Source organism: Bordetella sp. 02P26C-1 (assembly GCF_009763255.1).
In the GTDB taxonomy this organism is placed as follows: Bacteria; Pseudomonadota; Gammaproteobacteria; order Burkholderiales; family Burkholderiaceae_B; genus Bordetella_A.
The window spans coordinates 21,107-34,252 of the sequence record NZ_WSJB01000018.1 but is presented as its reverse complement, the minus strand read 5'-3'; the positions used below and the strand labels follow the sequence as shown (position 1 = coordinate 34,252).

General features: G+C 62.0%; 11 protein-coding genes. 7 read left to right on the top strand and 4 right to left on the bottom strand.

From position 1 onward, the window contains the following. Position 1 precedes the first annotated feature (1 nt). Together GOQ28_RS09610 and GOQ28_RS09605 are read left to right on the top strand one after the other, a co-directional pair. Positions 2 to 1,102, top strand: a complete 1,101-nt coding sequence (locus GOQ28_RS09610; protein WP_160356292.1) for an amino acid ABC transporter permease — start codon at positions 2 to 4, stop codon at positions 1,100 to 1,102. Between the two features lie 60 nt (positions 1,103 to 1,162). Continuing rightward, a complete protein-coding gene (locus GOQ28_RS09605) occupies positions 1,163 to 1,903 on the top strand; it encodes an amino acid ABC transporter ATP-binding protein (RefSeq protein ID WP_160350890.1) in 741 nt (246 codons plus the stop codon). Between the two features lie 65 nt (positions 1,904 to 1,968). On the opposite strand, the gene GOQ28_RS09600 is transcribed toward GOQ28_RS09605, so the two are convergent. Further along, positions 1,969 to 4,026, bottom strand: a complete 2,058-nt coding sequence (locus tag GOQ28_RS09600) for a TonB-dependent copper receptor (RefSeq protein WP_236844300.1) — start codon at positions 4,024 to 4,026, stop codon at positions 1,969 to 1,971. Positions 4,027 to 4,318: 292 nt separating this feature from the next. Between GOQ28_RS09600 and GOQ28_RS09595 the strand changes: the two genes are divergently transcribed. Next, positions 4,319 to 5,344 carry a Bug family tripartite tricarboxylate transporter substrate binding protein gene (locus tag GOQ28_RS09595; RefSeq protein WP_160350891.1) on the top strand — a complete coding sequence of 342 codons (1,026 nt, stop codon included), beginning with the start codon at positions 4,319 to 4,321 and terminating at the stop codon, positions 5,342 to 5,344. Positions 5,345 to 5,377: 33 nt separating this feature from the next. Here GOQ28_RS09595 and glpK read toward each other — a convergent pair whose 3' ends face one another. Further along, complete coding sequence (gene glpK, locus GOQ28_RS09590) at positions 5,378 to 6,994, bottom strand: glycerol kinase GlpK (protein ID WP_160350892.1); 1,617 nt, start codon at positions 6,992 to 6,994, stop codon at positions 5,378 to 5,380. A gap of 30 nt (positions 6,995 to 7,024) precedes the next feature. Beyond that, a complete protein-coding gene (locus GOQ28_RS09585) occupies positions 7,025 to 8,458 on the bottom strand; it encodes a DHA2 family efflux MFS transporter permease subunit (RefSeq protein ID WP_160350893.1) in 1,434 nt (477 codons plus the stop codon). Between the two features lie 95 nt (positions 8,459 to 8,553). On the opposite strand from GOQ28_RS09585, the gene GOQ28_RS09580 reads away from it, so the two are divergent. The 4 genes from GOQ28_RS09580 (at position 8,554) to GOQ28_RS09565 (ending at position 10,957) form a co-directional block, all read left to right on the top strand. Further along, complete coding sequence (locus GOQ28_RS09580; protein ID WP_160350894.1) at positions 8,554 to 8,742, top strand: DUF3460 family protein; 189 nt, start codon at positions 8,554 to 8,556, stop codon at positions 8,740 to 8,742. A gap of 32 nt (positions 8,743 to 8,774) precedes the next feature. Next, entirely contained in the window at positions 8,775 to 9,659 is an 885-nt protein-coding gene (locus GOQ28_RS09575) for a segregation and condensation protein A (RefSeq protein ID WP_160350895.1), read from the top strand. A 35-nt stretch (positions 9,660 to 9,694) separates the two neighbouring features. Then, complete coding sequence (gene panC, locus GOQ28_RS09570) at positions 9,695 to 10,537, top strand: pantoate--beta-alanine ligase (RefSeq protein WP_160356291.1); 843 nt, start codon at positions 9,695 to 9,697, stop codon at positions 10,535 to 10,537. 177 nt (positions 10,538 to 10,714) lie between these two features. Beyond that, positions 10,715 to 10,957 carry a LuxR C-terminal-related transcriptional regulator gene (locus GOQ28_RS09565; protein WP_160350897.1) on the top strand — a complete coding sequence of 81 codons (243 nt, stop codon included), beginning with the start codon at positions 10,715 to 10,717 and terminating at the stop codon, positions 10,955 to 10,957. A 39-nt stretch (positions 10,958 to 10,996) separates the two neighbouring features. Here GOQ28_RS09565 and GOQ28_RS09560 read toward each other — a convergent pair whose 3' ends face one another. Next, complete coding sequence (locus tag GOQ28_RS09560; RefSeq protein ID WP_160356462.1) at positions 10,997 to 13,000, bottom strand: PIG-L family deacetylase; 2,004 nt, start codon at positions 12,998 to 13,000, stop codon at positions 10,997 to 10,999. Positions 13,001 to 13,146: the final 146 nt, after the last annotated feature.

Genomic DNA, 13,146 nt, shown 5'->3' with positions numbered 1-13,146 from the left:
TATGAGTACGACTACGCCTATCCCCAGCGAAGGACTACCGCCGCCTTCGAATCAAGTCGGCGTCTGGCACTGGTTCAAAGAGCGACTGTTCTCTTCGCCGCTAAGCATTCTGGGCACCGTGCTGACGGCCTGGATACTGTTTCTGGCGGTGCCCGCGCTCGTCGACTGGGCATTCCTGCAAGCCGACTTTACCTCGCCGACGGCGCAGGAATGCCGCAAGGCTGCGGGTGCGTGCTGGGCCTTTATCGTCGAGAAACATCGCCTGATTTTGTTCGGCACGTATCCGTATGACGAGCAATGGCGGCCCTTGATTGCCTCGATCATTTTGATCGCGGTCATTATCTGCAGCGGCATGCGCCGTTTCTGGAATGCGCGTCTGGCCCTGATCTGGGTGGTGGGGCTCACGGCCGTCGCGATTCTGATGTGGGGCGGGGTGTTTGGCCTGACCTATGTCGAGAACTCGTTGTGGGGCGGTCTGCCGCTTACGCTGATTCTGTCGACCTTTGGCATTGCCTTTGCGTTTCCGCTGGGCGTGTTGCTGGCGTTGGGACGCAAATCCAAGCTGCCTGCGATCAAAGCCCTGTGCGTCGTGTATATCGAGCTGATTCGCGGTGTGCCCTTGATCAGCTTGCTGTTCATGTCGTCGGTGATGCTGCCGCTGTTTTTGCCCGAGGGTTTTTCCATCGATAAACTGCTGCGCGCGCAGATCGCGATCATCATGTTCGCGGCGGCCTATATCGCCGAGACCGTGCGCGGGGGCTTGCAGGCGATCCCGAAGGGGCAATACGAAGGCGCCGATTCGCTGGGCCTGACCTATTGGCAGCAGATGCGCAAGATTATCTTGCCGCAGGCCCTGCGCATCGTGATTCCGCCGCTGGTCAGTATCTTCATCGCGCTGTTCAAGGACACGTCGCTGGTGGTCATCATCGGTATTTTCGATCTGACGCTGGCAGCCAAGGCGGCATTGTCGGACGCGGCCTGGCGCGGCTTTGGCATCGAGGCCTATATCTTCATTTCACTGATTTATTTCGTCTTCTGCTTCTCGATGTCGCAATACAGTCAGCGACTCGAAAAACGCCTCGCGGCCGGACAGAAACGATAGTTGCCGTGGCCCGGCATCGCTATGCGCGGCCGGGCAGGCGCACCTTTTGGGAGTAACAGCATGAGTGATGCCATCATCCGCATGCAGAATGTCAACAAGTGGTACGGGCAATTCCACGTACTGCGCAATATCAATCTGGATGTCGCGCCGGGTGAGCGCATCGTGGTGTGCGGACCGTCGGGTTCGGGTAAGTCCACCATGATCCGCTGTATCAACCGCCTGGAAGAACACCAGCAAGGCCAGATCATCGTGGACGGTACGGAGCTGACCAACGATCTGAAGCAGATCGAAGCCATCCGCCGCGATGTGGGCATGGTGTTTCAGCACTTCAACCTATTCCCGCATCTGACTGTGCTGGAGAACCTCACCCTCGGACCGACGTGGGTGCTGAAAAAGTCGCGCGCCGAGGCCGAGGCCACGGCGATGAAGTATCTCGAACGCGTCCGCATTCCGGAGCAGGCCAATAAATATCCCGGCCAACTTTCCGGTGGTCAGCAGCAGCGCGTGGCGATCGCGCGATCGCTGTGCATGAGCCCGAAAATTATGTTGTTCGATGAGCCCACGTCCGCGCTGGATCCGGAAATGGTGAAAGAAGTGTTGGACGTGATGGTTACGCTGGCTCAGGAAAGTGGGATGACCATGCTGTGCGTCACGCACGAAATGACATTTGCGCGCAAGGTCGCCGACCGTGTGATCTTTATGGATCGCGGGGAAATCATCGAGCAGAACAGTCCCGATGCGTTCTTCGATAATCCGCAGAACGAACGCACGAAACTGTTCCTGAGCCAGATCTTGCATTGACCCTGGCCGGTCATGCCGAGTACGACGTGACCGGCCAGGCGACACTCTGGTCCAGGCGACCTCGGTTAGTACATCACACCCAGCCGTGCCCATACGGTGCGGCCGGGTTCGTTGAACCCGATATCGCCGGTGTAGCCGAATGCGGGGCTGCCCGCGCGGTTCAAGGGCTCGCGATAGGTCTTGTTAAATACGTTATCGATACCCAGCGTTAGCTGCGCGTTGCGGCTGAACGCATAGCCTGCGTTCATGGACAGCACGCCAAAGCCGGGGCTCTTGCCCCAGTCTCTGCCCGCCGCATTGCCCTGGTTCACGGCGTAGCGATGTTGCGGGGCGACGAGCCGCCACAGAAAACCCGCGGTCCAGGTCCCATCATCGTATTTCGCCATCAGACGGCCTTCCAGTGGAGGGATCTGCGGCAAGGGCTTATCCGTATCGGCGTTCTGCGCCCAGGCATAGGCCAGTGTTGCCGAGGTCGTCCAGGTCCGGCTCGTGGCATGGCTCAGCCCAAGTTCGCCGCCTAGAATCCGCGCGCCTACATTGGTCGCTTGTGTGGGGCCCATCATGCCGACCTTGGGATACCGGAACAGAATGTAGTCCTGCACCCTGCCCACATAGGCGGAAAACCAGGCGTTCGTCGTTTTGGTGCGATATTGCGCGCCGAAATCCAACTGGGTGGTTTTTTCGGGTTTGACGCCCTGGAAAGCATTGATCGAACCGCCCGGGCCCCGTCCGGGGGGAAAGAGCTCCCAATAATCCGGAAAGCGCTCGACATGGCCTACGCCCACGTACCAGGTCGCGGGGATGGAGTCCGCATCGTACTCGTAGCGCAGAAACCCAGCGGGCAGGGTATCGCGGCGGCGCTGACCCGCGGTGGGATTCGTCTTTGTGGGCGAGGGCGATTTCGTCCCGCGCCAGTCGGTGACCTCCGCTCTGTCCACGCGAGCGCCGCCGATCAGACGTTGCGCCTGGGCCGGGTGCCAGGTCATTTCCCCGAACAAACCCGTATCGGTGAAGGTCGCATTGCGCTGCCAGGGTTGCTGCGCATAGGAATTTTGCGGCGTACCGCGACGTCCCCGGTGGCGGCTGCGTTGGGTATCGATGCCCGTGGTCAAACTGATATCGTTGGCGGGCGCCCAGGTGGTGGCGAAGCGGCCGCCCCAGGTGCTGCGATTGACGTTAGACGCATGGCCCATGGCCACGCCGTGGTGTTTGGGCGGCGTGCGCAAGGTGAAGTTGTCCATCACGTGGTCGGCGTCGTTGTAATAGACCTGCAATTCCATGGCGCTCAACGTCGTGCCGATATGGTGTTTTTCCAGGCGCAGCCCCACGCTCTCGCGTTTGAACCGGGTGCCGTCCATGCCACGCGAGGCGTAGCGTGCCTCGCCATTGCCGACGCCGGCCGACAATTCATAGCGCGTATCGGAATCGGGCGTGAGCCCCAGGGTCACATCGGCTGCCCATTTGTCCCAGCGCGACGGCACGGTACGGCCGCTGCCGTCCCGGTAGTCTTGCGAGTGCGAATGGTTCGCGGTGACGCGTGAGTACCAACCTGTGTTGCCCACCGTCAAGTCAGCGGCTTGATCATTGCGCCCGTACGAGCCGCCGACCACGTTGCCGTCGAAGCGAAATCCCGGCTCGGTAAAGTGTGGAGTATCCCGGTCGAACCGCACCGTGCCCGCCGAAGCGCCCGGCCCCCACAACACGGTCTGCGGACCCTTGATCACGATCAATTTATCGAAGTTGGAGGGCGAGATGTACGAGGTCGGCGGATCCATGCGACCGCCGCATGCGCCGTGCAGCGATGTGCCATTGGTCAGTATGTTCAGCCGCGAGCCGAATTGCCCGCGCAGCACGGGGTCGCTATTGGTGCCCCCGTTGCCCACCGCCGAAAACCCCGGAATGGTTTTCAGGTAGTCGGTGGCATCGCTGGCGGGCAACGGTTGCCGCGGAAGCTTTGGGTCCGTCACGAAGATCAGCGGCGCGCTGGGTGGCGTGCTCGTGACCACGATGGGGTGTTGCGTAAACACCGGGTAGTCGCCAACGGCATGCGCGGCGCCGGCGCTTGCACACACGAGCGCGCTTGCCATACCGGTGATGGGAAACAGGGTCAGGGCTTTCTGCATGGTGGACCGTGCAACGAGGAAAATGGCGACCGGTCTGGTGCGCGGACTCGCCGGAGTTAGGGTCCGCAGATAGTAGGAAGCGTTTCGCGTTAACTCGCGATATGTGCCACTTCGCCGCAAAAATAGGAATGAGTGTGAGTTTGGGGCGATTTAGAGTCTGAGTATTGGCGTTACATTGACACGTCGTTAGTCAGCTCTCTGTGCGTGGGCGACGTTGCACGGGCATACGCGCAGCGCTTGGAGTATGCTGCTGCCCGTATCCCGTTCGCACCCAAAAGAGGAGACGCACGCCATGCAACGCTTACCCAATTCCCCGCTCTCGGCAGCGCGCCGCACGTTAGTTCTGGGCGCGGCCGCTCTCGTCGTGGGCTTCGCAAGCCTGACCCCCGTGTTGGCGCAAACCACGGATTTCCCGAACAAGCCGCTGCGCTTTGTCGTGCCTTATCCGCCGGGCGGACCGCTCGATAGTTCGGCGCGCTTTCTCGCCGAAAAAGTGCGTGGGTCACTCGGGCAGCCGATCATCGTTGAAAACCGCGCGGGCGCTGGGGGCAACATCGGCGCGGATCAAGTCGCCAAGGCCGCACCCGACGGCTATACGCTCGTAATGGGCGCGGTGGCCACGCATGCCATCAATCCCTGGCTATTCGCGAACCTGCCGTATGACCCGGTCAAGGATTTCGAGCCCGTCACGTTGGTTGCGGCGGTCCCGAATGTGCTGGTGATGAACGTCGATTTTGCTAAAAACAACGGCATCGAGTCGCTCAACGACTTGATCGCCTACGCGAAGAAAAACCCGGACAAACTTAACTACGGTTCGGGCGGCAATGGCAGCGCGGGTCATTTGGCGGGCGAACTGCTCAAGGCCCGCGCGGGTATTCAGGCCGTGCATGTGCCTTATCAAGGCGCCTCTCCTGCCCAGTTGGCGCTGCTGGGCGGGCAATCGGACTTTATGTTCGATAACCTCGCCGCCGCCGCGCCGATGATCAAGGATGGCAAGGTCAAGGCGCTGGCGGTGACCACGCTGGATCGTTCCTCGCTGCTGCCCGACGTGCCGACGATGGATCAGGCGGGTGTCAAGGGCTTCGATCTCGGGACCTGGTTTGGCGTCTTCACCACCGGCGGCACGCCGCCCGAGGTAGTCGCTAAGTTGAACCAGGCCTACGCCGAAGCGCTGCGCGATCCGGAGATCCGCACCCGGTTGCTGGCGATGGGATCGGAAGCCGAGCCCATGACGGCCGAGGCCTTTGCCGAGTTCGTGAAGAAGGAAAAAGACAAGTACCAGGAGATCGTAAAGCTCTCGGGCGCGAGTCTGAACTAATCGCCAGTTCAGCGTGAACGCAGTGGTCTTGGCCTAGTCGGTGTGGCGCGCCCAGCCCTTGGCGTGCTCCACCGCTTCACGCCAACGCGCGAGCCGCGCATTGCGTTGCGCTTCGCTCCATTGCGGTTCGAAGCGATGCTGCGCTTCCCACTGGCTGGCAAACTCGTCCAGGCCGGACCAGAAGCCAACAGCCAGGCCGGCAAGACCCGCAGCGCCGCGCGCGGTCGATTCCGCCACGCGCGGCCGAACCACCGCCACGCCCAACAAGTCGGCCTGCATCTGCATCAGCAGATCGTTGTTGGACGCGCCGCCATCGACGCGCAGCTCGGATAACTCGATGCCGCTATCGGCCTTCATGCAGCTCATCAGCTCGGCGCTTTGCAGCGCGATTGCTTCGAGGGTGGCGCGCGCGATATGCGCCCGCGTCGTGCCCCGGGTCAATCCCACCAGCGTGCCGCGGGCATAGGGATCCCAGTCGGGCGCGCCCAGACCGGCGAATGCCGGCACCAGAAACACATCGTCCGTATCCGGCACACTGGCCGCCAGCGCTTCGACCTGATCGGACCGCTCGATAATGCCCAAGCCGTCGCGCAGCCACTGCACGGCCGCGCCCGCCATGAAGACGCCGCCCTCGAGCATGTAAGTGCAGCGGCCGGCAGGCAGGGAGGTCGCCCCAGATCCAGCCGCAACGGATGCAGAAGCAGGTGCGAGGGCAAGCGCAGATTGCGCCCCGGCGTGGCGCTCAAGGGCTGCTCGCCCGGTCGTGTCAGGCAACTGCCAGCCTATCGTCGAGAGCAAGTTGTTCCGTGAAGCCACTGGCTTGTCGCCCACATTCATCAACATGAAGCACCCGGTGCCGTAGGTGTTTTTCGCCATGCCAGGCTGAAAACACGCCTGCCCGAACGTCGCGGCCTGTTGATCGCCTGCTACCCCGGCTATCGGAATCTCGCCACCCAGCCATTCCGGCCGGGCATGCCCGATCACGCCGCTGCTGGGCGCCACCTGAGGAAGCACACTGCGCGGAATCCCCAATAGCGCCAGGATCTCGTCATCCCAATCATGCCGATGGATGTCGTAGAGCAGCGTGCGCGATGCATTGGTGGCATCCGTGCTGTGTACCGCACCGCCCGTCAAATGCCACACCAGCCAGGTGTCGATGGTGCCAAATGCCACCTCGCCGCGCTCAGCAGCCGCGCGCGCGCCGGGTACATGATCCAACAGCCACTTGAGCTTAGTGCCCGAAAAATAGGCGTCCAGCACGAGCCCCGTGCGCGCCTGCAGCAGCCGGTCATGCCCCTCGGCGCGCAGCTGATCGCACAACCCCGCGGTGCGCCGATCCTGCCAGACGATCGCGGGCGCGAGCGGCTGGCCGGTCGCGCGGTCCCAGATCAACGTGGTCTCACGCTGATTGGTGATCCCAATTGCCGCGATATCGGCGGCATTAGCGCCCGCGTTCTGCAAGGCGATGCGAGCCACATCCAGCTGACTTTGCCAGATCTCGCTTGCATCGTGCTCGACCCAGCCGGGCTGCGGATAATACTGACGGAATTCACGCTGGCCGATGCCACGCGCGCGGCCGTGCCGGTCGAATACGATGGCGCGCGAGCTGGTCGTGCCTTGGTCCAGGGCCAGAATGAAAGATTGGGTCATGGTGAAGCAAATCCGTTCTAGGGTGACCGACTATTTAGCGCGCAGCTGCGCGCCGGCCGAGCGAGACAGTTTCCGGAATGAGAAGGTCGAGGCCGAGCACAGCACACCGATCACCACGAAAGCGATCATCACATCGCTGACAGACACCGTATGCTGCCCCCGTGCGGCCATGCTCAGATTCAACGTGACGGCCGCAACCCCCACGCCCAGACTGATGCCCAGCTGCTGCGCCATCGCGGCAAAGCTGCTGGCGCGGCTCATGCGTTCAGGCGTCATGTCGGCATAGGTGAGCGTATTGATCGCGGTGAACTGCAACGAGCGGAAAAACCCGCCCGCCAGCAGGATACCAATCATGAGCCACACGGGCGTATTCGCCGTGAACGCCGCGCAGGCGATGATAAATAGCCCGGTAAGCACGGCATTGATGGTCAGCACCCGGCGAAAACCGAAGTGCTGCACGATCGGCGTGGCCACGAATTTCATCAACAATGCGCCCGCGGCGCTGGCGAACGTAATCAACCCGGCGGAAAAGGGCGACATATCGAAGCCCACCTGTAACTGTACCGCCAGCAAAAACGGCATCGCGCCCACCGCGAACCGGCACAGATTACCGCCCAAGACCGAAATCGCGAAGGTAGGCTCGCGCATGAGCGTGAGGTCCAAAATCGGGTGCGGCGCGCGCCTGGCGTGATAGACGTAGAGGAGTCCACATACAAAGCCCACCACAGCGAGCCCGATAACGGCGCTGGGCGGAATCAGACTATGCCCCAGCGCTTCGAAAGCGCTCACCAGCGTGGCCAGACACACCGCGCTGAGCAGGAACCCCGTCCAATCCAGTCGCGGCGTCGAGGCCTCGCGGATCTCGGGCACATACCGCCGCACTAGCCAGATTCCGATGATGCCAATCGGGATATTGATCAAAAATATCCAATGCCACGACATGTAGGTGACCATAAAGCCGCCTAACGGCGGCCCGATCACCGGCCCCAGCAAGGCAGGGATCGACAGAAATGACATGGCCTTGAGCAAATCCTGCTTTGGCACCACCCTCAACAGGATGATGCGTCCGACCGGCACCATCATGGCCCCCGCGATCCCCTGGGCCACGCGGGCGATCACCAGATAGGTCAGATTCGTCGCCGCCGCGCAGGCCACCGAGCTCAGGGTGAATAGCGCGATTGCCGCCATGAACACGCGCCGTGCTCCGTAACGGTCGGCGGCCCAGCCGCTGATCGGCACGAATACCGCGACGGCCAAAAGATAAGAGGTGATGGCGACATTCAGCCGCACGGGCGTCGAGCCCAGCGCCTGGGCCATCGCCGGCAGAGCAGTGGCGACCACGGTGCTATCGAGCATCTGCATGAACAGCGCACACCCGACGATGAACGGGATCATCCGGGCGGCTTCGCTCGTGGTGGGGGGAGGGGTATTAGGTAACGCGGATCCGGCGGGCTCTGTAGGCATGTCGACAAAAGAATGGCGGTCGAATCGATTGTAACGCTGCCTCTCAGCTGCCTGAAGTAAACTCCTGTTATCCCTAACCTGCTCACAGTTGTGTCATGGCTAAGAATTACGAATCTGAAATTACCCAGTTCCTCAAGGAATACAAGGCAGCGCATCCCGATGTCGAGCAGCGCCAGCTCGAGGGCCGCGCCCGTTTCTGGGACAAGCCCCAGGATCCCGAGCTGCTGGAATCGTTCCGCGCCGCCCGCGTGCCGCAAAAGCCTTACGTCTATCAAGGCGAATAATTCCATAGCGACGCTTGGCCTCGCGCACGCTCATGCCTACGCAGCCACCCGTCTCCGGCGATGCGCTGGCGGCTTTGGTTGAGCCGCCGGTGGACAGTACGCCCGATGTCGTCGATGCGGTGGCCTTCGCGCGCCTGTACGGCGAGCCGCTGTTTCAGCTGCCCACAGACCTCTATATCCCGCCGGACGCGCTGGAGGTCTTTCTCGAGACTTTCGAGGGGCCGCTGGACCTGCTGCTCTATCTGATCCGCAAACAGAATTTCAACGTGCTCGACATCCCCATGGCGGATGTCACGCGGCAGTATCTGTCGTATGTCGATCAGATTCGCATTACCAACCTCGAATTGGCGGCCGAGTATCTGCTGATGGCCGCCATGCTGATCGAGATCAAGTCGCGCATGCTGCTGCCGGTCAAAAAGACCGACACCGGCGAAGAGCCCGAGGACCCGCGTGCCGAGCTGGTGCGCCGCCTGCTCGAATACGAGCAGATGAAGCTGGCCGCACAAAAGCTCGACGCGATGCCGCAGCTGGGGCGCGATTTCAAAAGCGCTCAGGCGGTGGCCGACATCACCTTCGAGCGCATGCAGCCCGAGGTGGATCTCGATGATTTGCGCTCGGCTTGGGCCGACATCCTTAAACGCGCCAAGCTGAATCAGCACCATCACATCACGCGCGAACAGCTATCCGTGCGCGATCATATGACGCACATTTTGCGCCGCCTGAACGATGTGCGCTTCATGGAGTTCGGTGAACTCTTCATGGAGCGCATCCTCGAGGGCGCGCCCGTGGCGGTGGTGGTCGTGCACTTTATCGCCATGCTCGAACTCGCGCGCGAGTCGCTGCTCGAAATCACGCAGGCCGAGCCCTACGCCCCTATTTACGTACGTCTGGCCTACACCAGCGTCGCGGCCGCCTGAATATCGCGGCCTTTCCCGTTTACGGAGAGTCTCTCTTGAAAGTCGTCCACACGATCCAGGAATTACGTGATCATTTGCGCGGCCAGAACCGCGCGTCGTTCGTGCCCACCATGGGCAACCTGCACGAAGGTCACCTGGCCCTGATGAAGACGGCGCGCCAGCACGGTGATCCGGTGGTGGCAAGCATTTTTGTGAATCGCCTGCAGTTTGGCCCGAACGAAGATTTCGACCGTTATCCTCGCACGCTGCAGCAGGATATCGAAAAGCTCGAACGCGCCCGCGACGTCTACGTACTATTCGCGCCCGATGAGCGCGAGATGTACCCGGAGCCCCAGAAATTCCGCGTTCAGCCGCCTGACGATCTGGGCGATATTCTGGAGGGCGAGTTCCGCCCCGGGTTTTTCGGCGGTGTCAGCACCGTCGTGCTCAAGCTGCTGTCGTGCGTGCAGCCGCGCGTCGCGGTGTTTGGCAAAAAAGACTATCAGCAGCTGATGATCGTGCGTCAGATGTGCCGGCAGTTCCAGCTGCCGGTAGACATAGTCGCGCACGAAACGGTACGCGATGTCGATGGTCTGGCGCTATCGTCGCGCAATCGTTATCTGTCGCCCGAAGAGCGGGCCGAAGCGCCGACGCTGTACGCCTGCCTGACCGACATTAAACAACGGGTGGCCGCGGGCGAGCATGATTTGAAAGCGCTCGAGCAAGCCGCCATAGACCGATTAACCCCACGTGGCTGGCAAGTAGACTATTTGTCGGTGCGTCGTCAACGTGATCTGCTACGTCCCGAGCCCGGTGAAGTCGGCGCGGGTGAGCCTTTGGTGGTGCTCGCGGCTGCCAAGCTGGGTGCGACGCGTCTGATTGATAACCTCGAACTGTAAGCCGTTATCCCCATCTAGCAGACTCCTCAAAACGCTGCGGACCCTTGTTTTAAGGGGCTTTCAAGCGTTTTTCCCTCAGGTGTGACATTTTCGTGCCTGTCAGAACTGACAGGTGCGCGAGGGGCCCAAGTCCTGGCAGACTTGGGCGCAAAGAATGATCACAACCGAGAGGTATCCATGCCGGAGTCCACTGATCCGCCCGAAGCGCTTGCCCGTTTGCTCACTCCTCGTGAGTGCGAGGTGGCCATGCTGCTGAGCACGGGCAAGGCCAACAAAGCCGTGGCGCTAGAGTTAGGGATATCGCTGCGCACGGTCGAAGCGCACCGCGCCCGTATCTTTCGCAAGGTGGGCGTACGCAACGCCCTGGAACTGGCATGCTTTATGTGCCGCCATGACGCTTGTCCATTGAAACGGCGATGACGATTGATGCGATCAATGGAGCCGATGCGATTAATTCGATCAATGAAGTGCGTGCTCGAGAGCGCCATGGCTGCGGACATGAGGGCTCGTCACAGCCGGGTCCGCGTGCGCTATCTCGATAAAGGGGCTACCTCCCGCATCGGGCAAACCGTCGATGGCCGCGTTGCTGTGCCAACGGCCATCGCTTTGCCGCGCCAACACCGCATAGGACTGCACCGCGCCCGCACGGCGCGCCACCACATATAGCGTGCCATGCAGCAGCCGCATGGCTGGCACGGAGGCGACTTGATTCGCGAGCTCAGTCGCTTGTCCATCGTCGAGTAGCCACAGCCGACCGCCGTGCCGCTCCAGCACGGCGACGAGCATGCCGCCATCTTGGTCCAATCCCACGGCCGGGCGGCCAACGTATGGCAGGCCCAGGTCGGTCGCGGCCATCCATCGGATCGTAGCGACCGGGTCGTCTTCGCTATGGTTGGCAGCATCCTGCACGAGGCGGGTCAGATGCCGGCTAGCCCGTGCGCGCATATAAAGTTCAACGTGCCCATCGCGATTGCGAATGGCGGCCAAGCCCCCGTCGCTGCTTGGCGCGGGCAAGGGCTGCCAATCCGTCCAGGCCGAGTCATCGGCGGCGTGTCGTTGCAGCGTCATATAAGTCTGTCCCGATGCGTCGGCGGCAAACGCGATGAACCGGGTATCGGCCAACTTGGTGATCACGGCGTTGCCTCGCGCGTCGGAAAGCGCCGGCAGCGGTTGCCACGGCGACCATCCCTGATCCAGCCCCGCGAGCCTCGTCCAATAGTAATTACCATCGTTGCCCATCGCGACCATCGCCGCGTCACCGTTGGGCGCCACAGCCGGGGCGCGGGTCACGCGTATCCCCGCCATCGCCTGCCAACCGCGCCAGCCGCCATCGGCTTTCTGCTTATTGACCCACAAGCCGCCCAAGGTATCGCGCGCCACCAACCCTGCCGTGGCGTCCGGATAAGCAAAGGAAACGAGCGGGCCCGCCGTGCGGCCACCCAGCGTATTCCAGCGGCGGCTTGCGCCATCCCAAATGTTCACCGCGTCGTTGGTCTCGCCCGCCGCGAACAACAGTAGCGATCCATGAGCGTCGGAAAACAGCTCGGGCGGCGCATCCTGACGCGACACATAATAAGCGCGGCGGACCCACGCTGCCGCCGGACCCGCGGGCTCCCGACATCCTTGTGGACCGGAACAATAGTGATAGTCGTCCCAGGCATAGCGGCGAAAGATCTCCGACTTCATCAGCGCCTCCGCGTCGGCGAGGTTGGCTTCGTGTTCCTGACTCGGATAGTCGATGTAGCCGGTCTCCGCATAGTTGCCGGGCGCCGCCACCAGCGCGTCGCGCACGAGGCGGGCGCTGGCAATGTGGTCGGGATGGCCATGGCCGGCGCAGCGCCAGCACAGTTGGGTATAGGGTACGGCGATCGTATCGTCCAGATGACGTACCGTCGTGGGGTTGTAGCCGGCGATGATGCTCGCCAACGTGCGCACCAGATCCTCGCGGGTATAGACATCATGGTAGGGACCCAGCGTGTCCGCCGTCATGCCTGCGACCGATTCGGCCTGGCTCAATGGCGTCAAGCTGCCCCAGCCCTTGCCTAGCCACGGATCCTTTAACCGCATATGCCACAGCTGCACTCGCGGATTGCCTTGCAGCGTAAAACGCGCGATGTGGAAACGATCTACCTGCGCCACGTCTTCTTTCCACAGATCGGGTTGCCGCGCCATATAGGCATACGCGGCACGCACGCCGCGTTCGCGGCCTAGCATGTAACCTTCACCCTCGCCGGCATCGCTGGCGGTGAGATAGACGATCCGCACACAGCCGCCCGCCTGGATATTGGACGAAATATCCGGGTTCATGAAGAGCAGGTCGTCATCCAAGTGGGCGACAAAGGCCAGGTCTTTAATGCCCTGGCATTCTGGCAGCGCGAGGGCTAGCGGCGTAAACGCAGGCGTGGTGGTGTCCGCCCGAACCGCGATGGCAAAGCCAAAAAGCCATAGCGCCGCCAGACGCATGGCATGCACAGCACATTCCCGGAAAACACGCATAACGACCCGGCCAGCGTTAACACGATGCCAAAGGGCAGGCATCTCGCGCCGCGTCCGGGTGATCGAGTCATGACGGCATGTACCGCCCGGATGCGCGGCCGAGTGTAGCGTGC

Coding starts and splice junctions, on each gene's coding strand:
- GOQ28_RS09610 (WP_160356292.1), top strand. CDS start 2: ATGAGTACGACTACGCCTATCCCCAGCGAAGGACTACCGCCGCCTTCG.
- GOQ28_RS09605 (WP_160350890.1), top strand. CDS start 1,163: ATGAGTGATGCCATCATCCGCATGCAGAATGTCAACAAGTGGTACGGG.
- GOQ28_RS09600 (WP_236844300.1), bottom strand. CDS start 4,026: ATGCAGAAAGCCCTGACCCTGTTTCCCATCACCGGTATGGCAAGCGCG.
- GOQ28_RS09595 (WP_160350891.1), top strand. CDS start 4,319: ATGCAACGCTTACCCAATTCCCCGCTCTCGGCAGCGCGCCGCACGTTA.
- glpK (WP_160350892.1), bottom strand. CDS start 6,994: ATGACCCAATCTTTCATTCTGGCCCTGGACCAAGGCACGACCAGCTCG.
- GOQ28_RS09585 (WP_160350893.1), bottom strand. CDS start 8,458: ATGCCTACAGAGCCCGCCGGATCCGCGTTACCTAATACCCCTCCCCCC.
- GOQ28_RS09580 (WP_160350894.1), top strand. CDS start 8,554: ATGGCTAAGAATTACGAATCTGAAATTACCCAGTTCCTCAAGGAATAC.
- GOQ28_RS09575 (WP_160350895.1), top strand. CDS start 8,775: ATGCCTACGCAGCCACCCGTCTCCGGCGATGCGCTGGCGGCTTTGGTT.
- GOQ28_RS09565 (WP_160350897.1), top strand. CDS start 10,715: ATGCCGGAGTCCACTGATCCGCCCGAAGCGCTTGCCCGTTTGCTCACT.
- GOQ28_RS09560 (WP_160356462.1), bottom strand. CDS start 13,000: ATGCGTCTGGCGGCGCTATGGCTTTTTGGCTTTGCCATCGCGGTTCGG.